25 protein-coding genes and 2 pseudogenes are annotated in these 24,910 nt (G+C 36.3%); 3 read left to right on the top strand and 24 right to left on the bottom strand.

Annotated elements, in window-relative coordinates; genetic code table 11:
- Positions 1-26: 26 nt before the first annotated feature.
- From IEX94_RS08590 to IEX94_RS08580, 3 genes and pseudogenes are all read right to left on the bottom strand, one after another.
- The gene (locus IEX94_RS08590) at positions 27-227 is read right to left on the bottom strand and encodes a DUF3173 domain-containing protein (RefSeq protein WP_072741228.1); all 201 of its coding nucleotides are present in this window, start codon (positions 225-227) and stop codon (positions 27-29) included.
- A 549-nt stretch (positions 228-776) separates the two neighbouring features.
- Positions 777-1,007 (bottom strand): helix-turn-helix domain-containing protein, encoded by a 231-nt coding sequence (locus IEX94_RS08585; RefSeq protein WP_188856841.1) that lies wholly within the window; start codon positions 1,005-1,007, stop codon positions 777-779.
- Positions 1,004-1,434, bottom strand: a pseudogene (locus IEX94_RS08580) (RNA polymerase sigma factor). Before IEX94_RS08580 ends, IEX94_RS08585 begins: the two are co-directional and overlap by 4 nt.
- 598 nt (positions 1,435-2,032) lie before the next feature.
- Between IEX94_RS08580 and IEX94_RS08575 the strand changes: the two are divergent.
- Positions 2,033-2,389 (top strand): helix-turn-helix domain-containing protein, encoded by a 357-nt coding sequence (locus tag IEX94_RS08575; RefSeq protein WP_188856840.1) that lies wholly within the window; start codon positions 2,033-2,035, stop codon positions 2,387-2,389.
- 329 nt (positions 2,390-2,718) lie between these two features.
- Here the strand turns inward: IEX94_RS08575 and IEX94_RS08570 are convergent, their stop codons facing one another.
- The 7 genes and pseudogenes from IEX94_RS08570 to IEX94_RS08540 form a co-directional block, all read right to left on the bottom strand.
- Entirely contained in the window at positions 2,719-3,624 is a 906-nt protein-coding gene (locus IEX94_RS08570; protein ID WP_188856839.1) for an NAD(P)/FAD-dependent oxidoreductase, read from the bottom strand.
- A 75-nt stretch (positions 3,625-3,699) separates the two neighbouring features.
- On the bottom strand, positions 3,700-4,104 hold the full coding sequence (locus IEX94_RS08565) for an RrF2 family transcriptional regulator (RefSeq protein ID WP_188856838.1): 405 nt from the start codon (positions 4,102-4,104) through the stop codon (positions 3,700-3,702).
- Between the two features lie 47 nt (positions 4,105-4,151).
- A pseudogene (locus tag IEX94_RS20260) lies at positions 4,152-4,319 on the bottom strand (transposase); the annotation flags it as partial.
- An 811-nt stretch (positions 4,320-5,130) separates the two neighbouring features.
- Entirely contained in the window at positions 5,131-5,745 is a 615-nt protein-coding gene (locus tag IEX94_RS08555) for a DUF2306 domain-containing protein (protein WP_188856837.1), read from the bottom strand.
- A 27-nt stretch (positions 5,746-5,772) separates the two neighbouring features.
- Positions 5,773-6,207 (bottom strand): DUF2269 family protein, encoded by a 435-nt coding sequence (locus IEX94_RS08550; protein ID WP_188856836.1) that lies wholly within the window; start codon positions 6,205-6,207, stop codon positions 5,773-5,775.
- Positions 6,208-6,222: 15 nt separating this feature from the next.
- Entirely contained in the window at positions 6,223-7,233 is a 1,011-nt protein-coding gene (locus IEX94_RS08545; protein WP_188856835.1) for a DJ-1/PfpI family protein, read from the bottom strand.
- 81 nt (positions 7,234-7,314) lie between these two features.
- Positions 7,315-7,524: an SHOCT domain-containing protein gene (locus tag IEX94_RS08540; protein WP_188856834.1), complete on the bottom strand. Its 210-nt coding sequence runs from the start codon at positions 7,522-7,524 to the stop codon at positions 7,315-7,317.
- A gap of 249 nt (positions 7,525-7,773) precedes the next feature.
- Here IEX94_RS08540 and IEX94_RS08535 point away from each other — a divergent pair, with 249 nt between their 5' ends.
- Complete coding sequence (locus IEX94_RS08535) at positions 7,774-8,460, top strand: response regulator transcription factor (RefSeq protein WP_188856833.1); 687 nt, start codon at positions 7,774-7,776, stop codon at positions 8,458-8,460.
- 1 nt (position 8,461) lies between these two features.
- Positions 8,462-9,787, top strand: coding sequence for a sensor histidine kinase (locus IEX94_RS08530; RefSeq protein WP_188856832.1), 1,326 nt, complete (start codon positions 8,462-8,464; stop codon positions 9,785-9,787).
- A 771-nt stretch (positions 9,788-10,558) separates the two neighbouring features.
- Here the strand turns inward: IEX94_RS08530 and IEX94_RS08525 are convergent.
- The 14 genes from IEX94_RS08525 to IEX94_RS08460 all read right to left on the bottom strand — a co-directional run.
- Complete coding sequence (locus tag IEX94_RS08525; RefSeq protein WP_188856831.1) at positions 10,559-11,467, bottom strand: conjugal transfer protein; 909 nt, start codon at positions 11,465-11,467, stop codon at positions 10,559-10,561.
- A gap of 18 nt (positions 11,468-11,485) precedes the next feature.
- Positions 11,486-12,493 (bottom strand): bifunctional lytic transglycosylase/C40 family peptidase, encoded by a 1,008-nt coding sequence (locus tag IEX94_RS08520; protein WP_188856921.1) that lies wholly within the window; start codon positions 12,491-12,493, stop codon positions 11,486-11,488.
- 8 nt (positions 12,494-12,501) lie between these two features.
- Complete coding sequence (locus IEX94_RS08515) at positions 12,502-14,646, bottom strand: CD3337/EF1877 family mobilome membrane protein (RefSeq protein WP_229782645.1); 2,145 nt, start codon at positions 14,644-14,646, stop codon at positions 12,502-12,504.
- 35 nt (positions 14,647-14,681) lie between these two features.
- Positions 14,682-17,135: a conjugal transfer ATPase TcpF gene (gene tcpF / locus IEX94_RS08510; protein WP_188856829.1), complete on the bottom strand. Its 2,454-nt coding sequence runs from the start codon at positions 17,133-17,135 to the stop codon at positions 14,682-14,684.
- Positions 17,119-17,511 carry a conjugal transfer protein gene (locus tag IEX94_RS08505; RefSeq protein WP_188856828.1) on the bottom strand — a complete coding sequence of 131 codons (393 nt, stop codon included), beginning with the start codon at positions 17,509-17,511 and terminating at the stop codon, positions 17,119-17,121. Before IEX94_RS08505 ends, tcpF begins: the two co-directional genes overlap by 17 nt.
- A gap of 62 nt (positions 17,512-17,573) precedes the next feature.
- On the bottom strand, positions 17,574-18,074 hold the full coding sequence (locus IEX94_RS08500; protein ID WP_188856827.1) for an antirestriction protein ArdA: 501 nt from the start codon (positions 18,072-18,074) through the stop codon (positions 17,574-17,576).
- 165 nt (positions 18,075-18,239) lie between these two features.
- The gene (locus IEX94_RS08495; RefSeq protein WP_017473211.1) at positions 18,240-18,461 is read right to left on the bottom strand and encodes a hypothetical protein; all 222 of its coding nucleotides are present in this window, start codon (positions 18,459-18,461) and stop codon (positions 18,240-18,242) included.
- 25 nt (positions 18,462-18,486) lie between these two features.
- Positions 18,487-19,689 carry a MobT family relaxase gene (gene mobT / locus IEX94_RS08490; protein WP_188856826.1) on the bottom strand — a complete coding sequence of 401 codons (1,203 nt, stop codon included), beginning with the start codon at positions 19,687-19,689 and terminating at the stop codon, positions 18,487-18,489.
- Positions 19,690-19,915: 226 nt separating this feature from the next.
- Positions 19,916-21,253 carry an FtsK/SpoIIIE domain-containing protein gene (locus tag IEX94_RS08485; protein ID WP_188856825.1) on the bottom strand — a complete coding sequence of 446 codons (1,338 nt, stop codon included), beginning with the start codon at positions 21,251-21,253 and terminating at the stop codon, positions 19,916-19,918.
- On the bottom strand, positions 21,253-21,633 hold the full coding sequence (locus IEX94_RS08480; protein ID WP_188856824.1) for a YdcP family protein: 381 nt from the start codon (positions 21,631-21,633) through the stop codon (positions 21,253-21,255). Before IEX94_RS08480 ends, IEX94_RS08485 begins: the two co-directional genes overlap by 1 nt.
- 13 nt (positions 21,634-21,646) lie before the next feature.
- On the bottom strand, positions 21,647-21,961 hold the full coding sequence (locus IEX94_RS08475; protein WP_050351805.1) for a YdcP family protein: 315 nt from the start codon (positions 21,959-21,961) through the stop codon (positions 21,647-21,649).
- 107 nt (positions 21,962-22,068) lie between these two features.
- Complete coding sequence (locus IEX94_RS08470; RefSeq protein WP_188856823.1) at positions 22,069-22,272, bottom strand: hypothetical protein; 204 nt, start codon at positions 22,270-22,272, stop codon at positions 22,069-22,071.
- A gap of 76 nt (positions 22,273-22,348) precedes the next feature.
- The gene (locus IEX94_RS08465) at positions 22,349-23,410 is read right to left on the bottom strand and encodes a DNA cytosine methyltransferase (protein WP_188856822.1); all 1,062 of its coding nucleotides are present in this window, start codon (positions 23,408-23,410) and stop codon (positions 22,349-22,351) included.
- 312 nt (positions 23,411-23,722) lie between these two features.
- The coding region (locus IEX94_RS08460) for a UvrD-helicase domain-containing protein (RefSeq protein ID WP_188856821.1) at positions 23,723-24,910 on the bottom strand (1,188 nt) is incomplete at its 5' end.

Raw genomic sequence — 24,910 nt, 5'->3', positions numbered from 1 at the left:
AGTTTTTACTCCTTACCATGCAAAAACTAATCAGACCTGTTGTCATCCGAAAAATTGATTCCCAGAATTTCTTCTACAGCTTCACGAGGGACTCTATCTAGCTTTCTAGACTCATAATAGGAATGCCCCTTTGTAATCATCAATTCTTTTGCTTTTTTAATGATATCTGCTGAAAAAGAAGTTCCGTATCCTAGCTCAATTAAGTCTTTTTTAGTGACTGTTATCATTGATACTCCTTTCCATTATAGGCTAGGAAAACTCCAATATTCGCCTATAATTATAACGCACTATTTAAAATAAATGAATTTTATGTTGCATCTAGAGTAGATACTTTTATATGGTGGTATGAACTACAACTACTCTCAAATTCATATATAAGTAATCGAACAGCTTTGGTTAAGCTCACGGGAAATTCACCCCTGCATGGTTCGCATGCAGCTATACCCATTGCCTGTGACGCTTTAAACGCTCGGGCTGTGGCTGTACAGGAGTATCATTATCACGATAGAGAAGTCATGGCAGTGACTTGTCCAAAAGACACTTACAGATCACTGAAAACAATCGCTCGTTTTGCATTATCTGCAAAGTCATGGCGTATCAGTCCGTAGGCTCATTCTCTATCGAAATGTATTCGATCACTTTTTATTCAGTTGTCAAAGAACATCGGCTTGTCAGCCTATCAAAATATACTGGGATCAGTATGCTTTAATAGAATGACAAACTACTAATCAGGAAGCGTGTAACACTCCAGCACGCTTCCGCAAATGGAGAATTGATTATTTAATTTCAAAGGCTAAAATCTTGGTAATCAATCTGGTTTCCAATCTGCCGCGTAACGTTTCATCAACTATCATGTGTGAATTTCCGTATTCATCTTTCATTAATCGAAGGGAGCGTTTTGAAAGATAACCCTTGTAGTGTTTTACAATATAATTAATTGCTTCTGTATCACCATCGGTCGCTTTTACAATTAGAGAGAAGGGAATAATAGGATATTTTGTTTTCATTCTGTACTCTCCTCCATGAATTTTTTAATAAAAGCTAGTCCACTAGTTCGGTGACGATAGACTGTTGAACGATTTAATTTCAATAACTCTGCAATTTCCGTATCGCTCATATCCATAAAGTAATAAAGTAATAAAGTAAAATAATCTTACGCTTTTTATCCGTCAGATTCCGTAATGCTTCACTTAACAAATCACTTTCCACACCAATACTAAAACCGTTCAATGTGAAGATCTGTAAATCACCTGAATAGTTATCGATAGTAGAAAACTGATTGACGAGATAATCCCCTGTATCAGAGAAGGAAACTTCTTGTTTTGAAATTCTCGACAAATGTTTGAAATAGTCTTTGCGTTCATCTTCCATCGCGCGCTTACAGATATAATCAAACTGATTTTCTATGGTAGTCTGAAAAGAAGATGGCTTCATGATTTCTCACCTCCTTTCTCGCCATGAAAGGAAGTGAGTTCTGCTCTATTATTTCCTTTCGTACTAAGTCCCGACACGAAAGGGCTGTTTGTTGCATATTTTGAAAAAAACTTTTAAAAAAGTTTTCAGCAAACGAAAAAGACACATAAGCAGATTGCTCAGTCTGTTTATGTGTCTTCATAGTTCGTCCTATATGTTTTAAAAAACCACATTTATGAGCGTTTTTATCTAGGGTAGATGAATAACCTTTTTTAATAAGGGGTCAGAAATCAAACATTGTTGAATAACAATATATTGCATGACGACTACCTCCTAGGAGCCGTCATCTTTTTAAAAAAGATTAAACTTCGTACACCATACACCATTTATAAATTCTGTATAAAAAGAGAGACGGCAGCTATTTAAACCGTCGTCCGGAAAGGGAATATTATTTTAGGCATGAAAAGGGTACTGCCAGATAACGGTTTTTTTTATTGCCGTATGGCAGTATCTTTTATTGTATGAAGTACACAACATGAACTGTGTAAATACATAGTACGTTTTCCTATACCTGTTTCTAATTTAATAGGAACAGTAGAATGTATAGGGGTGGTTTATTATGCGTAAAAAAGAAGATAAATATGATTTTAAAGTGTTTGGACTTGCTATAAAAGAAGCACGTACAAAACAAGGTTTAACCCGAGAACAGGTAGGGGCATCGATAGAAATTGACCCACGTTATTTAACTAATATTGAGAACAAAGGGCAACATCCTAGCATACAAGTACTTTATGATCTTGTATCGTTGTTAAATGTATCCGTTGACGAGTTTTTCTTACCTGCTTCTAAAGTGACGAAAAGTAGCAGAAGAAGGCAGCTAGAAAAACAACTTGATAGTTTAACAGATCAAGACCTTATTATTATGGAAAGTGTTGCCAAAGGAATACTTGAATCTAAAAAAGCAGGGAAGAAATAAATTCTTTATTTATCTTTGGGTATTGTTGTCAATTCAATTCATATCCCTTATTAGCCTTATATTTTTACCATTAACCAAAAGTGATAAATGATTAGTCAAGACAAATGTCTCAATTTTATTCAACTAGAATTTTTGGTTAATGTTAGAAATTTAGGAAAATGCCGACTTTCCTTTCTTATTAGCAGGTCTATTAACGAAAATAAATAATACTTATGCAATAAGAAATACGATTACAATTTATCCATTTATAATCGCATTAGTTATTGATATAAAAGGATTTAAATAGATTGGTTATACTTGATAATTGTAATCGCCCATCAGCTTACATATTAAAATCTATCTAATGTTATATCCATGTTTATACTTGAAGCAGCCTTGTTGCCGTCGGCTGAAGCAATTATCAAAGAAGAGGACTCTGCCTTTTCGGTTTCTCCCGCAATATATATCCCATTTGCTGTTGTTCGTCCAGCACCGTCTGTGATAATTCCTCCGTTTTTATCAAATTGACAATTTAATTGTTCAGCAAATTTATTTGGGCGATAAAAACTTGGAACTACGAAGCCACCACTTCTTAGAATGTTATCACCTGATTCCAATTCAATACTTTCTAAGTTACCATTATCTCCATGTAAGTCTTCAATAACATCTGTATAAACCTTAATCTTTTTACTTTCAAAATCATTTCGTACTTTGTTGAATAGTTGATGACCATTAGTAAAAACGATTAAATCTTTTGACCAATTAAAAACCAATTTAGTCATATGAATAATGTGTTCATCATTTTCTGCAATTATAGCTAACGGCTTGTCTCTAAGCTCCCAACCATCACAATAAGGACAGCTGAATAAACTTTTACCGTAGTATTGTCTAATCTGTGTTAAGGGAAATTCTTCTTGAATACCGGTAGCTAACAGTATTTTTTCTGTTATATAAGTTTTATTATTTGATGACTTGATTAAAAATAAATCATTTTGATCATCTTTATTTACCTCAATAACTGTTTCATTCGAAATTGAAACAGAAGGATAAGATTTTAATTCTTTCATTGCAATATTTTTGAATTCTTGAGGTTTAATTCCCTCTCTTGTTAAAAAACCATGTGACTCCTGAGTTACACGATTTCGATTTGTTCCATTATCAAATATGGTAACCTTTCTTCGCGCTCTTCCTAAAGTTAAGGTTGCACTTAATCCGGCAGGTCCAGCACCAATTACAATACAATCATATTTCTCCATCATTATTTTCCTCCATATCTTTAATATATATAATAGAGTTTTAATATCTATAATTCGGGTAAAAGACATCATGATTTATATAGATGTCTTATTCATTTTGTTAGCCAAGTCAACTATACGTGTTTGATTCAATTCATCCAAAAGCTTTTCCTCAGCTGATTCAATCGCTTTCTGAATTAAGCAATCAGGATTGTGGTTGAGACAATAATCAAACATAGGCGTCAAACCTTCAATAGCTTTTATAACTTCGAGTAATGAAACTTCTTCCCCACCCGGTTTTAATTTATAGCCGCCATTTGCACCTGAGACAGATTCAATCATACCCGACTTTACTAACTTTGTTAGTATTTTAGATAAATATGTCGTTGAAACCTGTTGGCGCTCAGCCAATTTTGCCACACCTATATGCTCATCGGATGGATTAACAGCTAAAAAAAGCATGGTGTGGAGAGCATAGTTCGTAGCTTTTGTTAATCTCATATTACCACCTCATTAAAGACTTAATAACTCTATAATATCCATTCTGGTTTTAAAGTCAAATAATAAGTTTCTTCAATGACCGGGAGGGATTGCTTTCCGGTCTTATCCAAACAGTATTTTGCTTTGAGCTCCTCAAGGATGAAAGAAAAATCAACAAATTCATTTATTTGCCGAAGCATATTATCTTTTGGGACGACGATATCGTATATCGCCATGTATGGACTTAGATTAAGGGTCTCTGGTTTTAAATCATTGGGCGCACCACCTACATTTTCTTAATTTGAGTATACGGGACAAGAGTCATTTTTTAATCGAGAAAGAACGTTAGTGGGGATTAGACAATAGTGGATTGGAGTGGAAGGCGCAATTCCCACGGGAACAGCACGATCTGAAAGCCCCGTAGAAAAGCGTCTGCTGGGAACGGAAATCCACGGCTTCCAAGATGAAAAAGCGAGAATGGAAAACGATAAGTCGTTTCCATTCTTGCAATGATTTTCCCAAGATGACTATTTCAGTGCCCTCCAGGTTGGTACCCCTCTTTTTTAATTTTTCAATGCTGAATCGTGTTTAAATTAAATAGCACACTGTCAATTACTGTCCCCCACTACTTTTAACTAAAAGTTTTCTTTTATAAACGATTGGTAGTAAAGCTATAAAAATTAAAGCGGCTACAATCAAAAATACATGCTGAACAACGTCTAACCCACCACTAAAATTGTGTAGGATAGGGTTGAACCATTCAAAAATATATGAAAAGGCCCATATCTCTGAAAATGATCTTGCAATTGGTGGTAAACCAGCGACACTAGAATATCCACCAGCTTCAAAGGTGGTGAAGTATTTGACTTTATTAAGAATCTGTAATTATATTCACTCTCTTTCATATCAAGAATCTCAAAGTTTGACAGGTTAATCATATTGGGTAACACTTATTCTATACTTTTCTAAAGTTGGGCATTGGGATTATCGTGTGGAAAAATCAGCACCATAGATTTCTTCGTACACCACATTAATATTAATATCCAATTATATAAATACTTTTTTTCTTATCATGGTTTCTGCAATGCATAAACTAATCACCCAACATAGCCATACAGCAATTGTGTAGGAAGTACCATATGAAAATTGCAAGGCATTGTGTGAAATGGCCACAATGATGTAGATGAACATATTGGCAAAGGCAAGAAAGAAGCTTCTTAACATCCATGAACTATGCTTTATCACGTTTTTTCTTCTAATATTGATAAAGCCTAGAATTGTTGTACCAAACCATAGTGTATTTAAAACGAGAAATCCAATGGTGCTCAACCATCCTCCTGTTGCAAAAAAAGAAACGTAAACACCAGGGATAAAGTTTAACAAAATAGACAGTACATAGACTCGACCATTCCAACGATGAAATTGGATAGATTTAATTCGTAATTTCTTGATCACACCCAAGGGGCCAGTGATTAGTGAGATAATAGCAAAAATGATATGTAATCTGATCATAAGTATCCATAATGATTCGTTGGTTAGAACTTCATCTTTTCTAGCAAGAAAGTTCTGAAAAGTGGGATCGACCATGAAATTTTTTGAAAATGTATGCATGACCCACATGAACGATACGATTAAAAAAATGATCCAAATGTTCTTTTTCATTTTTATCGTTATCCTCTTCTCTAATATTTAGGAAAATAAACTGCGATTTGTCATAACAAAAACAACAGTAAAAATAAGCAGAAATGTAAACCAACCGAGTGTATTAAGTTTGGCTTTATTTCGTTGTAACGCATTGTCAGGATCCTCAGCAAAAATAACTCGTTTCAAGTTATTTTGTATCATACCTATCAAGGCACCAATCAGCATAAACAGGATTAATGATAGCACCACCCATAACAAAGAAGGATAAGTGGCATATCCCATTACCATCCATCCTCCTGTAATGATTAACAAAATTAATGCATAATGGGCAAAGCGGGTAAAGCCTACTAATGTTTTAACAGCTATTTTCAATTCATTACCTGATCGTGACAAAAGAGATTTAAACGCAAATGGAAAAGCTAGAAAACTACCAAGCAATAAAGCACCTAATACATGAGCAAATACAATAAATGAATACATAATACAACTCCATCCTTAAGATATACGATGTCCCATTAATTTGGATGAGGGAAGCATACCAGCCTTTGCTTCACCATACATATTGTTTCCATCTACAGAAACGATAAATTTTAATGTAAGACGCATAGGCTTCGTCACTTTCATGGACCATTTTAATTGATTCCCTTCCAGTACAGCGTTGTCCAGCGTAGCAATATTATCCCCTTGTTTTGCAGTTCCCACTATACGACCATCTTCAGAAGATAAATCTAATAAAACGGAAAGATCGCCAATAGGAGTGGAAATCGTAGTATCCCATTTTCCTTGGAAATTAAAGCTCTTATCAGTATCAGTTTGATTAGAGGAGCGAGAACTTGTCGTTTCCATTGGATTTTCATGTTTGCTTTCTTTAGGTGCATGTCCTTCAGCTTTCCAAACTGTGCCCCTGCGCTCGTACTCAAATAGTTGTTCCACAGCATGTGCTATACGGGAACCTAACTCTCGCTCAACTAAATAAAGCGCAACATCGAGCCCTGAAGTAACGCCACCGCCAGTAACAAGATCGCCATCATCTACGATACGGGCATTAACTGGAATAGCGTTGGTAGCACTCAAAAGACCCATTCCCATATGATGCGTTACTGCATGGCGGCCTTCTAATAAACCATCCATTGCTAAAATGAGAGAACCGCCACAAACTGTGGAAAGTAAAATATCGGCTTTCTTCATTGCTTCTCGTAGTAGATTATTTAACTCGGTTTCAGTGGCTTTTTTTAATTTTACTGGAATGGAATCTGGCCCATTATCATGAACAGAACCAGATGCCCCTGGTACAAGAATGATTCCTTTAGAGGATAAATCAATTTTGCCGCTTGCTTGGAGTTGTAATTGATTCACCCCACTTGTCACCATTCGTTCACCTTCAGCGGAAACTAGTTTAACTATTATTTCCTCCTCTGAGTACATTCCAGCTGCAACAAACACTTCATAAGGAGCAATTGCATCCAATAAATCAAATCCATCAAATAACACAATTTGAACATTCATACATATGTCCTCCATTTTTTTAAAAATTTTAATCAAACTTTCTGGCAATTAATTTGAGCCCTTGCCACAAGAATTGTTCTTTTATTTTGTAAGAAGCTCTTTCAACCTTTGATACTCAGCTTCATTAATTTCTTTCTTGGCTAACCGATTTTTAAGAATCATGGTTATGTCCCTGTCTTTCTGATTGGAATCTTTATAACGATAGCGAATTTCAAAGATTCGAACCGCCATAAAGCAGAAAAGTGTAAGGCAAAACAAAGCACCGAATGGAAAGAATGTTTCGAAACCCATATGTGTACCTCCCTTCAAATAGTAAATTGAGGCGAAATACTTTATTTATAGTGAACATTCGCCTATCAACTTCACAATTAAAGAATAACCTTTAAATGTCTCAAATGATTGTACAAAAAGGTCACAAAACAATCACAATCCATCACAAAAACAGTGATTTAACTCATTGTTGAAACAGTGATATACTGAAAGTAGATTTCGATGGAAGGTTCGTTTCTTAAACTAGCATCGAAGGGAAGGTAGGATTTTGTGAAGGAAAAACAGACGATTATGGTTGTAGATGATGATAAAAGCATTGTTGAACTATTAAGAGACTTCTTGGAAAATGACGGTTTCTATGTAAAAACTGCTTATAACGGCGATCAAGCACTGTCCGTACTTAAGCAGGTTACAATTGATTGCATCATTCTTGACATCATGATGCCGGGACTAAATGGTTTCGAGTTCTGCCGGCAGGTACGGGAGGAGAGTAACATTCCTATCCTCTTCCTGAGCGCTCTCAGTGATGATGTAGATAAAATTCGTGGGTTGGCAATTGGGGGGGATGATTATATAGTTAAAACCGCATCTCCGGGTGAGGTTATTGCCCGAGTGAAAGCTGTATTGCGACGCTCTAGTTCCCAGAAGGGATTTAGCGGGAAAATCTTGGATTACGGTAGTCTCACTTTGGATTTATCCACAAGAGAAGTATTTGTAGAGGGAAAATATATCTCACTTACACCAAAAGAATATGAATTATTGCGACTGTTTGCCGAGCATCCGCAAATTGTTTTTACTTATGATCAATTACTTGATAAATTTTGGGATGGAATTGGCGATAAACATACTGTCCGTGTCCATATTAGCCGCCTACGTGAGAAAGTTGAGTACGATCCAAACAAACCAAAATATATATTTAATGTTTGGGGTATAGGTTACCGTTTTAAAGGAGAATAAAATGAGATCAATTCGTATTCGTACATTATCTATATTTAGTTTGCTTTTAATCTTGATGTTGCCATGGGTATTTTACGTAACGGCCCACTTATTAACAACAAAATCACTTAGTTTCGATACGAATGAAGCTGAGAAGGAAGATTTAAATAAAATGAGCCACCTCATTGAAACAAATACAGAAAAATGGTCTGACCCCCAATGGCAAGAAAATTTAAGAGGAAAGTTACAAGCAGAGGATATGGGTGTAAAAATTTTAACCGAATCAAATCAAGAGATTTTCCAATTTTCCCCTAAGAAAGTTCGCTCATTTACGCGAGCAGAACAGTTTTCAATTATGAAAGATGGTCGCATAGTTGGAAGAGTAATGATTTTTCAGCCAAATTCAAGAGGGGTTCAGATGATTGTAGCATTTACAGGATTATTGTTAGCTTTTTTTATCATCGGTTATGTCATGAGAAGGTTTATTCTCAACCCACTTGAGAAAATGAGCTTGGCAGTCCGACAAGTCGCGGAAGGAGATTTGGACGTCCAATTACCTGAGTCCCCGATCAAAGAAATTACGGAAGTATATGGCGGAATTCAAATAATGACAGAAGGTCTCCAGGAATCCATGCAAAAACAAGTGGAATTGGAGGAAGAACGCCGATTTATCATTGCTGCAGTCGCCCACGATTTACGGACACCATTATTCGCCTTACGAGGTTATTTGGATGGTCTAGAGGAAGGAATTGCTGACTCTCCAGATAAACAAGCAAGGTATCTGTCCGTTTGTAAGGAAAAGTCATCACAATTGGCCCGTCTTGTAGAGGATCTTTTTACATTTACAAAGGCGGAATATTTGGAGATGGATCTCAAGAAAAACACGGTTAATCTTCCTATTTTATTAAAGAAATCGATTGACAGCCTTAATCCACTAGCAAAGCAAAACAACATCTCTATTATCGCAAACTATTTCGAAGATGATTGTATGATCATGGGCGATTCGTATTTATTAGAGCGTGCCATAAATAATTTATTGGATAATGCTGTCAGACATACACCACACGCTGGTAAAATTTTCATACAATGCTATAAGGATGGTAACAGAGTGGTCTTTACTGTTCAAGATACGGGGAAAGGTTTTTCTTCAGAAGTGATTCATCGTGTTTTTGACCCACTATATCGTGGTGAAGCATCGCGAAACCGTTCAACCGGAGGGGCCGGGTTAGGGTTGACTATTTCAAGAAGGATTGTTAGACGACACGGGGGTGACCTTGTCGCAGATAACCATTCAGAAGGTGGTGCACTGATAAGAGGTTGGATACCAGCTCACTCTTCTAGTGCTTGATAACTTATAATAAACCTTAACTAGATAAGTTCCAGTTTAAGTTAAAGCCTAATTTTGAAAAAAATTAATTAAATAGGCCCTAAAAACTGTTGCCAAATTATTTATTAATAGAATCACCCTTTGGACTGTTATGTTCTTCTACACGATAATTAGAATTAATGCTATGTGAACATTTATTAGGTAAAATGAGTTTTCCACACTAAAATCCAAATACCCAAAAAATTTAAAGTTAAAGAATTTGGAGAGTGCGTTTTTATGCGGGAGAGAAAAACAATGAAATTTTCTCAGGAGGATTATACTATAACTTTAGAAGACACGGAAGTTACGTTATTAAGGAAGGAATTTCTCTTGTTAAAATTTTTATATAAAAATAATGAAAGAACATTTTCTCGAGATGAATTGCAAGATGCTAGTTAAGTTACAACTTAATCAATTATTATCTGATCCTTACACCTCATTTACTCAACTCCATGTTAATACAGGCATTCGCCTAGCTGTATTAAGCGAACTTGCAAATGGAAAAAGGCAGCAAATTTAGTTTGAAGATTTAGAAAAAATTGTTCAGGCACTCGATATTGAAGATATGAATGAAGTTTTTTCTATTGTTGAAGAAGATGAAAATAAAGGTATAATGTAAGTCACTTAAAGACTTGACAATTAATACATGAATTTTAATGAAGTAATATATTTATTGATCTACTAAATCATTATTAAACACCACGAATTGATCAGTCGGTAAGAACAAGTCGTGGTGTTTTAGATAAGATATTTTTATTCTACAATCATCCAATTTGTATCTTTTTCTAACGTGAGTATATATTGTGAAAACTGTGTAAATTTCGTTGCTTCGTCAATATATTTAACAGTGACCCATACTTTTAGTTGATGATCTACTGTCTGAAATACTTGATGAACTAGATCTGAAAATAGATAGTCTTTACTAATCGGTGGTAAGGCATTATTTTTCACATAATAAGCAAGTTCTTTATCAGTTGCAGTCGGATAAAACGTAAAGAATGTCTCCAAAAACTCTGTCACTTCTTGAACAGTATTGGAATCGACTGTTCCGTTACTTTCAGGTTGTTGTGGCTCATAATCTGATTTATTCGGTATGCTCCATAAGGTAGGATTTTGGGTAATTACTAAGTTCCCTTCATTATCTTGATGAAGCAAGATTCGATATGTGGAACGAATCGATGTACTATTCTTATCTTCTGTAATCTTTTGATCTACCGAATAAACAACCGCATAGGTATCATCTTCTGGTGTCACTGACCAGATATCAATACCAATCACACTGGAACTAGTAGGAATATCTGCTCTAACGGTATCGGTATTTAGTGCTCGTAAATCCTCCGTCAAGTAGTTACTGATTTTTTCTGTCCGTTGTTCAATCGAATCTTTTTCATTTTGCCATGTGTAGTAATCTTTCACAAAGTTTTTCGTAAAGCTCTCAATCGCATTCATATCCATGATCTTGGTTTCAATGATTTCTCTTTCATGAACGGTATGTTGATCAATTGCTGTAAAGTTTTTATAGATCCCAAACGCAAGGCTACCAATGAGTAGTATCCATAAAACAAGAACTGATTTTTTACGTGGACCAACAGTCCGAACCTTCGGTATTTTAGATTTCGTTTCTAGTGTTTGTTTTTCTTTTTTCTTAATAAAGCCTTTCATCTGTTCCAACCCTTTCTATTATTTAATACGTCCAGCCCCAATTAGGTGCTTTTGCCAGTAAGCAGTAGTTAAATCTGCATAACCAATTGGATCGCCGGCATTATACATTTGATTGTTCCCAACAAAGATACCAACATGTGTGACATAGGTTCCTGAGTTATATGTGGAGTGAAAAAACACTAAATCCCCAGGTTTTGCTTCAGATAAAGATATATGCTCGGTCACGTCATACTGTTGCTGTGCTGTTCGGGGCAAATTAATCCCTGCTTTTCGATAACTCCATTGCGTCAATCCACTACAATCAAACGAGGTGTTTGGGTGATCTCCTCCAAAAACATAAGGGAACCCTTCATACTTTAAAGCTTCATTCATTACAACTTGAACCATTTCATCATCAAATTGAGGCGAAATAAAATATTGACTTACTAAATCGACATAAAACATATTGCCATAACGGTAACGCCAACCGCCGTTTTTCTTTACGGCTATCGGATTCGTGTAAGTGACTTTGCTGCCGCCTGACCGTTCCCTTGCAAAGTTTTCAGCTAGTTCAAAGTTATATGCTTTTCCTCTTCGCGCAACATAATAAATAAAAGCACCACCATAGTTATAGGCCTGAATGACTGTATTTCCATCGACACCACTTCGTTCGGCGGAGCGTAATAAATCCGCAAAATATTTTGTTCCTTGTTGAATGGATGCTTCGGTATCCAATGTATTAGGTGGTAATCCTAACGATTCACTCGATTGCATCACGTCTAGTAATCTACCGCCGCTTTCCACTTCAATAATGGCAAGTAGAGTGGAAACATACTCACTAATTCCATATTCTTTTGCGTATTTTTCTACCATTGGTTGATGTTTTAACACATCCGCCGATACCGATATACCACCTATGCCACCAATGAAATCACCACCATCTGACGAATGTTCTTCATTTGATATAAAGATAGCTACAAATGCTAACAGACCAAACAAGGCAAGAAAACCTATCCCCCCAGCAATTAACATGATCTTTAATCTCATAACTTTCATCAGCGTTTCCTCCTAGCTGCATGGATTGGACGCTTACTGATTTGTTTCTGATTTGTACGTTTCAAAGGTTTAGAGGGACGATCAATGATTTGCTTCCTTTTTCTATGGCGTGCATGTAGTTTAGTCAGGGAAGGCTGTTGGGATCTGACGGTATCCATATAATTCAGACGTTCTTTTCTGTTTGGCTTTAGGCTTGAAGGCTCTTTTTGTAATGACTTCTGTTCAATATGACCCTTTTTAGTAATAGGTCGTATTTCTTCGTTTTGTTGAACAGCTGGTTTCTTTAATCTGCCCCCATGTAAAAATTCATTACCATTATGCGTGATTGGCCGTTCATGAATTGCAAAATCCCGAGAAGGGGTACGCTTTTTATCCAATGCTTGTCGTCTATCTGCAATCGTTTGACGATGTTTTGCTTTGCGCTCTGCATGTACGCGTTGTCTCTTTTCATTTGCTTGCCGAATGCCTTCTTTAAAATCATGGGCAGGTTTTCTAAGCTGTTCTTTTCCTTGCATAACCGCATATTGGGCAGTAGTAGGCAAATCATGTAGTTGTTCTTTACGGTGCTCTATATTCGCACGGAACTGATTTTTTGCACCAAGCATTCTTCCTGTTACTTGACCTACTTTCTGGCTCAAAGATGTTGGTTTTGTATTATCATTTGAGCGTTCTCTATTGTTCTTTGCAGTCGATGTTAGTCGCTGTAACGGTCGAATAGGGGAGAAGGAACCTTTTGTTTGCTTTGATTTTCCAACCACTGCCCCGACCGTTGCTCCAGCTGTTGCCCCTGCAAGGGTGCGTCCGATTGTTCGCTGTAATCGACGGCTGCCACGATTAAACATTCGGTAAGGACGACGCATGACTTGACGTCCGACTTGTTGCGAGTCACTACTTTGCAGTTTAAACATGCTCATAATGTCACCGAGTTTCATGTAAATGCCTGCAAACGTCACGATCTGCAAAAAGGCAATCAAGAAAAACGGATAACTTGTCGTTAAGCTGTAAAGCATGGATGAAATGCTAAAGGCAATTGTAATAATTAATGTAATTCCAGCACGAAGCATAATCACATTAAATAGTTTCATAATCGCCTGTTTTCCCATGTTTTCAAAAGTCGGTATCATGGAAAGTAAAAAACTAATGGGCAGAAACATCGCATAGATAATAAACAGAATTTGCGAGAAGATCATAATTCCCGATAAGAGAAAAACAAAAATGGAGATACCGATATTAAACAGAAACAAAAAGAAGACCATTCCTAAACGTGTGGTGGTCTTCGTAATCGTTAAGCTTTTATTGTCGTGATCTTCAATTTCTGTTTTGACAGCATCTTCCCGATCTTTTCCGTTATTTGCATCAGGACTAATAGAAACTAAAGTTTCCACACGATCTTCACCAATCATTTCTTTATCCGAATCATCAAACTGCAACAACATCCAAGGCTGCTCCACTTGAATGGAAAAGAGATTATTTCGTATCAAATCGACACTATCTTTTCCTTGGCTACTCGAATTTGGCATCAAAATTTTTGTTCCTAAGTCCAAACTTGCTTGACTAATATCAGCGGAAAAGTCATTGATTTTAGTAATATACGTTGGTGCATAGGCGATAAAAGAAGCTGACAAAATAAACAAGACTAAAAAGTTTAGAATCGCTCGAAATGCTTTCGTTGTTTCCCGTTTCATTAAGCCTGTATAAGCCACATAAATCCCGATTATTAAAATAAATATGAGCAAAAAACCAACATAAAAGCCCGAACTACTAAAACCGCTTGCAGTAATCCCAGCTAATGTTTGCATATTCTTTCCAATGGCATTTGCCGTTTGTGAAATAAAATCGAGAGAATAGGCTTGTTGGATTAAGTAGCCTGTTGCATTAGACAAATACAGGCTAATAATCCAGATAAAATTTGTAATCGTGTAGAGCCCATACATGACTTGTTTTCCGATTCCATCATTCCAATTCCACGGTAGCCAATCCCAACCTGTGTCCACATAAAAATCGAGCTGGTAATGATCAAGTGGATATTTGGAATATAAATTATCTTCAGATACCGTATCATCAACTAATCCAGCCGCTTGAACAAATGTACCAAGTATAAGAAGCAATAAAAAAACGGTAGCACCTATGAGTACCACCGCCATAACGATCTTTTTCAATTTTGGTTTGTTCAATTTAATCACCGCCTTTCTTTCTCTTTTACAGGTGGTCGAGTATCAAAAGCATGAAATAAATCTTCAAAGACAGGGTGGACTTGAATAATCCCGACACGCCCATATAAATCTTGAATTAAACATTGTCCGTTTTCCAATTCCCGTAAACGCCTTTGGTTCGATTCATCTTCCGCATCTACACCAAAGAATTGAAGGGTTTTCTTGATTTCCGTCATATCTCTAGAACGAAAGGCAAACTTTACACCAATATTATTTTTCAATTTTTCATCGGTTAAATCATCCGCGTTTTGGGTTACGAAGTACACGCCAGCATTCATCGCACGACCTGCACGCACCAATTTATTTGAGAGTGTTTTCCCTTGTGCGACTTGTAAGAATGACCATGCTTCATCTAAATCCACGATTTTAAATACACTGCGATCTGAGTGAATAAAATCTAATGCAAAAGTGGAAATGACAATCAGCATGGCGACACTTAACAACTCCATCGTTGTGTATTCTTCAAAATTTGTTTCTGCGTCTGGTAACACCAAATCTGCAACTTGAATCATATTCAACTGTTTTTCTAAACTAATCGAATTTTCCACAGTCCCATCCGAAAACAGAAGGTGAGCGAAGTCATAGTCGGTAAAACTTTCGATATGGTCAGCAATAGGACCAGCTAATGGATTAGGGTCACTTCTAAGTTCATGAATCACAAGAAGTAAGCCACGTTCTTCCTGTTGACCGACTGCTCGAATCGCTCGTCGTAATACAGGGAATTTATCTCCATCCCGACTGGATATACCCGTGAGGAAAGTAAGAATATCAATCGCAAGACTTTCTGAATCCTTTTTCTTTTTCATAATGACAAAAGGATCAAGTAGTCCTTTGTTGGTTTCCTCACTCGTTAAATTAACAATATTTATTTCATGAGCAATTTCGGGTAACGTTTCTTTCCAGTTTCCCCGTTCTGCTTTTGGATCAACTATTAAGGCTTGCCCACCATACAGTACGGCATAATAGACTAGTAAGTTGTTAGAGAATGATTTCCCGCCACCAAGTGAACCTAAGAAAGCAGAAGCTAAGGCATTCGTGACCGAACCCTTTACACCTTGACTAGCTAAGCTTGGATTGAGATATACATTTCTTCCCGTATCCAAGTTGTAACCGAAATAAATACCTTCTGTTTCTCCAAGCATTTGTGTAGCTCCAAATCCGAGTCCTGCTAAAAAGTCAGAAGTCACGTATTGGATATAGTCATTCATATACCGTTTACTGGCTGGGATAAACTCACTGTGTAAACCGATCATATCTCCAAATGGACGAACCAGTTTTACGTTCAAATCATCATAAAAATCTCTGACCTCATTACAACGCTGTTTAAGTTCGTCCAAGTTAGGAGCAGACACGCGAATCACGTAGCTTAACTTATACATCGATTCTTTACTTTGGTCGAGCACATCTTCTAATTCATTCACTTGTTCCAATGCGTCGATGACATTGCTTCCTGTTTCGTTATCGGATTCCCAGGCATGATTATCCAAGTCTTTCAATTCTTTTTTCTTATTTCGTACGGTAGATAATGCTTTTTTGTTTGTGACAATTTCTACGTTCATAGAGGTATCAATCGGAAAATCAAATTGTTGTTGTTGATAATAAAAAATTTCATCCGATGGAAACTCAAGATCACCGACAATGGAATTAATCGTGAAGTATGCCACATACGTGGTTTGTTCTTCCTGTTCGATTTTTAAATAACGTTGATTTTCCTCAATCAAACAACGAGTCGGTTTAATCAGATCATAACGCTTCACTAAAGTTTCCCTTTTTAATTTCTTTAGAGGTAGGGCATAATCATATTCGTCATAAGCTATTCCAGTTTGTCCATGAAGATGTTCAATCAGATAACCAAAGTCATTTTTATCTAACGGCCGTACCTTAAAACGTCTAGAAATTTTGTTTTGTAATAACGATTCCATTTTAGAAAAACGTCTAATTTCTTCATGAGGCATGGAAACAAAATCTCCCATCAGGTGATGATTTACATCACGGACAAATGAAGAAAGTGAATTTTTGATGTTTTTCCCCATTGCTTTCATACTGACTTCTTCTTCATTCAGCAACAGTTTAAAACCGATAAAAAAACGATAGTCTACTTGATGTTCCCCGATCATGGAGACTAGGGCTTCCGTTTGATCGTCTATACGTTCATAGGCGACGTCTTGTAAACGCCCCGACACTAACTCTTTACTTCGTTCCTGTACCGAACGAATACTGCTTGCGGTACTAATCTGTAAGGCGTGAATTTTTCCGTCTTGATTCTGTGCAATTAATTGACGAAAGTGGTCATGCACCTGTATTTTTTCATCCTCCGATAAAAAGGAATAATTATATGGCAACAACTCATAATAGGCAAAACATTCGCCGTCATGATTGAAAACTAGATTGTTTTCGAGATATTTAATCGGATAACGCATGTACTTCACTCCTAACAGCAGTAATAGCTTCATTTATCTCCGTGCGTTGTAGTTTGATAGGTTTTCCAGCATACGTAACTTTAGGTCGAAACCAATAGGTCAATGCAGACTTAAGAAAGCTATACGGTTTTTTACCATCAAATGTTTTCTGACTCATAAACCATGTCAAACCAACTGGAATTCCAACATACTTTAGTAACGCTCCATTGATCAAAGAGAGTGGGGGAAGATTCCCAAGTAACATCACCACTAAAAGCGAGAGAACAAACCAAGACATTTGATTGAATGTGACGGGAAAAGGTAAACGAAAATCATTAATGGCATAAATCACTTTTTCGACTGACCAAATACGGGTATAGCTTTTTAATTTTTTCACATGAAATCATCCTCTCAATAGATAGAAAAAGCAGCTTGTACGATAACAAGCTGCTTTTCCACTTACTGCGTATATTCAAATACACCATTTGACGTAATAAGGAAATTTCCGCTTATTTCTAGGTCACGTCCGAAAGCTTCATAATCAATATAGTTTTGTAGATTGGCAGGAACTTCTCCAAGTGCTCCTGTTTCCTCTACGAAATACCTTGCGACATCCGCCATATCCTCACAATCGGGGTAATACATAATATCATCTTGGTGTTCCAACAATTCTTCGATACTATTAAACCAATAGTTTTGTACTTCGGAAAGAGAATCATAAAGCGGTGTTCCTGCAATTTCTTCCACCATTGCACATAAACGGTTCACTTCTGAAATAGGTGTATATTCACCGATTTCAAAAGGAAGATCATAATCAAAGATGGCGTATTCCTCATATTCTCCATTTAACCCGATACGCTCTTTCACTTCCCCAAAATCGATGGGTGGTGTAAACCATGCCCCATTAACTTCTCCTTCATTATATTTACCGAGATTCGTTATAAACACTTGCATTTCCATAGACATTCACATCCTTTTATTAAAAATAGCCATAAAAAAAGCAGCAGTGTTTTATCTGCTGATACACAAATGAGGCCTGCTAATCCCTTCCGCACTACCGTTTGGATCAACATTTATTTGTAGAACATAAGAAGACCACTTATCTCCCACAAACAAACGTTATAATTAAGCCCCTATGATTCGATTAAATAGGTTTAACAACACATCTTTCACTCCACTTGCATTAAAGACTAATCCTACTGCAACTAAAGCAATGATTAGAAAGCCGATTAGTTTAGAAAACTCTCGTTTAAAGCCTAAATAAATGCCAATCACGACAATCGCCATTAATACTAAAGATTGCGCATTACTAAGAAACCAATTGTACAAATTTTGTCCAAAATTCATTTGAATCTCTCCCTTCATAAGTTAATCAATCTTTGCTTGACGATGTTTGAATTACTTTTTCGATAGGAATGGTTTGTTGCATAAGTATTTTTTGGTGTCGTTCGGATAACTCTACCTGTTCTAACATATCTTCAATTACACTCGTTTGATTAAGTTCATCTATCTTTGTCGCTAGTTTCCATGTTGGTGCAACTTGTCGTGCTAACCATCTTAAAGACTTTTCAAACGTATAGGGTTCAGGTTTTGTTGTTAATGAAATTTTTCTATTCACACCTAAATACATAAATCGTTGCCATTCTTTATTTATTTTCCAACTACTGCGACGTTTTTCCTCGTCTTTATCAACAAAACGAATATACCGATTAATTATAGAAAAGGCAGTTCGTCCGGCGTCCTCATACGTCATTAAATCCACAATCGCATGATAGGCACGATCATTCTTTAAACGGATTTCAAAACGGTTTTTCACATCTGTATCTTCGAGTGATGTTCCATGTTTTACATATTGTTCGTAATCCTTTTCATACGTACAAAAGTAAACGTCACTTTTTAATGAACCGATATATAACGTATTTCCCATGTCAGGCTTATCTTCATTTTGTACAAGTTCACCAGAACGATAGCTTTTAAAACTACGAAAAACAGAGATACATTCTTCATAACGGCATTTATCTGTTAAAAATGGAATATCCAATATCCCTGTCTTATCGTTTATCGCAAGGTCAATTCGTTTAAAAACACCACCAATCCGAAACACGTCCACAAAAAAGTCGAACCATGTTCGTTGCTGTGCTAGTAGGAAATTCTCAAATTGTCTGCACCCTTTTCCTTTAAGTTCGAGCAAACAACCTTTATCTTCATCGGGAGAAACCATAACGACAATATCTCCAAATACATATTGTTCCATATAGGAGTAAAACGCATAATCTTCATGTAACATGTAATCCATTTTGAGTTTCAAAATATCTTCAATGACAGGCTTCGGATTTGTTGTTAAAAATCGAATCCGTACATAATCAAACAAGATTTCCAATGGAGCGTCTGGATTAAATTGCTCTAAAATATCGAACAAGGTATTTTTCAGTGAATCGGAAGGAGTTACTTTGCCCGTTTCGACTTCACTAATATATTGTCTTGAAATTCCAATATGAACAGCCAGTTTATTTTGCGATACACCGTATTCCAGTCGTTTTTCCTTTAATTGTTGATACCAAGGTACTTGATTCATTTACATTCCTCCAAACTAAAAAAGATGTCAACTAAAGGTTAAAAGCTGACATCTTCTTCATATGCTCCAAACCTTTGTGCCATCAGGTATTATTGGCTTTTGGAACAGTTTCTTATTGTTTTTCTACCCCCCTGTTAGAAATGGGGGGTTAAAGCGTGGCTCTCGCCACGCAGGCTTAGCCCAGCACGTCGGCTTTCGCTTCGCACGCCGCCGCACTGTGCAGCCTTTACTGGGCTAGTTTAGCAATTTCATTTAAAAAGTCATGTTCTTTCGGGACAAGTGGTGTATAGAATTCAGAAATGACATTATCCCCTTTATCAACATATCCTCGTCCTTTGATCTGTTTTAAGAAAAACTGTTTTTGTACGTCGCTTCCAAACATCATGCCATACCCAAGCTCACTCATACGACCTAATGCAACTCGAAAATTAAACTGATCTCGAATGCCATCCCCAAGATATTTTGCATCTGGCCGTTGACAAGCAAGGATAAGAAAGAAGCCACTTTGCCGTCCCAACATAACAATTTGTTTCAGCTTACTCATCACTTTTATGCTTTCTTTGCCAATCATTTCCATGAACGATGTGTACTCGTCAAAGATTAAAAAACGAGCAGGCAAACCCAAATAAGCATAGTTTTCTCCAGTCTTGTAGTTCGACATTTGTTTCATTTCTTCATTTCGTGTCATCATATCCTCATAAAATTGGTCGATACAAGCTGTCATATCATCCTTTTTATAATAGACATCAGGCATAACCGTGGCTAAATCTGCCAAGTCAGCATTTTTCGGATCTAAAATATACAATTTTGCATCTGTTTTTAATAAAGCTTCAATTAGTGTGAGAATAAAGTACGTCTTTCCGCCGCCAGTTCCGCCAGCGATCAACATATGTGGCAATTTATCGTATTCCCAATACATCGAATCCATGAGCTTTAAGCTACCATTTTGTGCGATGACTTCATCAATAGAAATACGGCTATTAATTGTGTCATAGAGTAAGATATATTCTACAAAGGAATCATGTAATTCTTTCGATACCAATTCACAATATAAGCCACTTTCTAGTTTGTTTTCAAGGTTTAAAAATTGGTCTTGATACTTTCCTAAAGTAATTTCTGTTTGAATGTGAAGTAATCCGTTTTCGAGCCGATAGTACATTTTAGGAAAGTGACTAATTTTATCTTTTGTTTTTCCTGTTGGAATGTCTTCAAAGAAGCTACCCGATTGTACTTGTTTCGTTTCATACCAACCATTTTCTAATATCATTTTAGCAAGTTTTTGACGATGAATAATTTGTCTGATACGATCATACCGATAACGATAATAAAGGTAAGCACATATCGCTGTTATAGCAACACTTATAAAGAAGGTCACCAATCCATAAAAACTTATAAAATGTTCTTGAAATAATGATAGCTTCCATTCCGTAGATAATAAAAAAGACAGATGAAAAAGTGTAAAAGGGAGAAGCCATACAACAAATAACCGACTGGATAAAAATTGAAAGAGGAGGGAAGCATCACTAGGTCGAATTCGTTTCCCTCGTCTTCGTAAAAGTTTCATTATTTACCCTTAATTGGTACAGCTTTTGAAGCATTGCTGCCTAATGTTCCTGGTTTTCCCTTTAAGACTAGATCATCTGCTTTAATGTACCAATCAACATCTGCGCCACGAAACGTTGCATTTGCGACTGTGTCCGCGACAGGATTAATAATTTCTACTTCTGCATTATAATCAAATTCTTTTAAGGGAACGGAAGCAGGAATACTCACTTGAATCATGCGACCTTGTTCACGAGATTTTAAGTCATAGGTGCGTTCTTTTACCTCGGTTGATACCGTGCCATCTTCATTTTGCAGGAACACTTCACGTCGTAATGCGGAAAACTTTAATAATCCAAAGGTTTTTTCTTTATCAATGACAATACCTTGTGCTAATCTCATATCATTTTCCTCCTTATGCTTTTACCATGTCATCTGCATGTAAAATATAATTTGTGAAGCCACGTTCTCCAATTTTATAACCCTCTGCGGTGATCCGTGCATTGACTAATTTTACTTTTTCCTCATGTTCAAAGAACTTTTCTCCTGCTTCTTGGGGAAGAACCACCTCAATATCATCTGCGCGTTGAATATCGGAATATAGATTATAACTCCTAGAAAGAGTGGTCATGCGTCCATTAATCCGTCGCTGTTCAACTTTGCCTTCACCTGCATATTCTAAATTTCCAAACGTCTTTTCCATATTTGGAATGACATGTTTTAATTCCATTGTATAAACCTCTTTTCTTGTTTTAATTTTTGTTTATTTATTCATATGGAAAGCAAGGGCAGAGGGGAGGGGAACGAGAAAAATATATTTTCATTTGTCAATCACTCCTATGCTTCTTGTAGTCGATAATCCACACGTCCATAAATGACACACCAAAATACAACCATTGTTTCTCCATTTTCATCCCGTATTAATTTCCCATGAGGAAAAAACGGAAAGTCTTCAATTTCAATTTCATTTAATACAAAATGATCATCAATCCATTCCATGACCTTTTGTTCATAAACTTCTTGTTCATCTAAGGACATCATGCACATTTCTCCGTTTTCGTCCATAAAAAAAGCCCGTCAGATAGAGAATAATCCAACAAGCTAAAAATTGATTTATCTATAAAGTTTCCGCAATACCAGCCATGATATATTCTGCACATGGTACGGCAATCGCGTTTCCAATCGCTTTATATCTCGCATAATCACTAATGACCTCATTTCCATTTCCCCAAGCTGTCCAGCCCTCTGGTAATCCCATTAACCATTCACATTCCAATGGTGTAAGTTGTCGGATATAACCTTCTTGTTCTTTCCCTTCATACCAAAAAGAAAAGTTGCTGACTGAGCCAGCTAGCAAAGTTGGGAAAGGGTCATTTGTCCGTCCGAAACTTCCAGTGAATCCTGATTTGTTTTTGTCTTTTGCGGTACTTCGCATACGTCTTTCTTGAAAGGGACGGACGACGGGTATTTTCCTCCTTGTTTTTTCAGAAGATACTCGACTGGCTGCGGTGGAGGGTGGCCGGCTCTCTTCGCAAGTCGTAGAAATTGATTGCAATTCGCGGCTTTTAAATAATATTTCTCTGGCACGTGTTCCTCCAAAATCTGCCACGAGGAAGATACGTCTTCTTCTTTGAGGAAGTGTGGGCTTTCCCCAATATCGGGCGTCCAAGACGCGCCAGCACACTTCAACATCATTCCCTCGGACCATTCCGGCTTTTGCCCAGATTCCAGAAGCAGGCATTGGAATTTCGGTATTTGTGAACGACTCCAACACCGCTTTAAAATCCAATCGGTTATTTGATGAAAAAGCTCCCATGACGTTTTCCCAAACAGCGATAATTGGATATGTTCCATTCGTTGCACACCTCATTTCCTCGATAATTCGGATTGCATGGTAGAACAAGCTGGACTGACTACCTGCCAATCCTTCCCGTTTACCGATATTTGATAAGTTTTGACAAGGTGAACCAAAGGTAATGATATGAACAGGAGGTATTATTCCACCATCTATTTTTGTAATATCTCCGAGATGGAGCATGTTAGGGAAATGGCGTTTTGTAATAGATACAGGTGCTTTCTCTATCTCACTTGCCCATGTTGGTGTAATTCTATAACGGGAAGCGGAGAGGGGGAAGACACCTATTCCATCAAATAAACTTCCTAATGTAATAACTGTCATAGATAATCATCCTTTAAAACAGTAGATTTTTCCTTAATATTATCTATTGGTTGAAATATTTATAAAGCACATCTATAAATGGAAACCGTCTCTTTAATTACTCATTTCACTTCTAATTACACAAGTACGAAAAATCCTGATAAACAGTGGCTTCAAAATAAATGAAAAATAAAAAAAGAGATACTGTTTTTACACAATATCCCTCATTTTTCTCCATTCCCTCTGGTGGGATTTTAGCGGAGAACCTATTCATTTTTAATTGTTTATCGATTTTACGTACCATTGAAATGCAGTCAAAACAACGTATTTACTTCAAATGCTCTTGGGTTTTGTTATTCTTGTAATATTTATATTGTAAAGTTTCTTGAGTGACTCTTCATGCTCACTGTCAAGATCGTCAAATTGTATAAAAAGTTTATTTTTTGCTCGACTCATAGCTACATAGAATATCCGTTGTTCTTCATTGTTCGTTAAATCGGGTTGCAAAAGTAAATTTAAAGTATCTTTATTACCTATAACAAATACATTTTTGAATTCTGCACCTTTGGCCTTGTGAATAGTAATATGATCACTTGTGTCTTCAATGATGTTTACACATATAGCCACGTTTCTATACAAAGTACTTTCATAAAAATCTTTTATTTGTCCCTTTCTAAATCCAGGAAGCTTAATATCTAGAGTTCTGCATACTACATTGTAGAAATCCATTAATGTACCATTACTATATTGCTCATAGTAACTCATCATATTTGATAGGGAATAGAGAGCCATTTTTTTTGGATTATTTTTATCCTTATAAATCCAATCGATTATTTTTATGGCATCCTTATACTTAGTATTCTTAGCTAATTCAATGGCTTTAATAAGTGGAACAATAGTATTCCTTCTTTGACTATTACTATCAATTCCTTCAAATTTTTCTAGTAACTTTCTATCAAAATCATTTCCTTCCAATTTCATTTTCATTGCGTTAGAAGTAATATTATCTCTGGACAAGGAAGTGAGTGGTTCGTTATTACAACTATTAGTTGCCTTATTATAAGTTTTAATTCGATCTCCAATCAAAATTGAAACAACAATATCTTCAATGTCATTACATGACTCTTGATTAATGTCTTTCCTGATAATATTTAAAAAGGTAACTATTTGATGTGAACTCCTATGATTTTCTATAATAGTATGGGAATTCATTGACTCGACTTTGAACTTTTCAAATAAGGAAACTTGCGCGCCTTGAAAACCATAAATTGCCTGTGCTTTATCTCCAATAACTCCTACTATACAATCTCTCTTTCTTATTTCATCTATAATAAAAGCTTGTACTTGACTAGTATCTTGAAATTCATCGATAAAAAAATAGGGGTATTTAGCACGTAAAACAGTAAGGATAAATGGATAATCTCTAATTAGTACATGTGAAAAGAATAAAATATCATCATGATCGATAATCCCATTCTTGTAAAGCTCCACATTGTTCCATCTAAAACACTTGCTAATTGT

This window comes from Oceanobacillus indicireducens (assembly GCF_014647195.1).
In the GTDB taxonomy this organism is placed as follows: Bacteria; Bacillota; Bacilli; order Bacillales; family Amphibacillaceae; genus Oceanobacillus; species Oceanobacillus indicireducens.
Note: the sequence above shows the minus strand (reverse complement) of the source record. Positions and strands in the feature narration are given on the sequence as shown.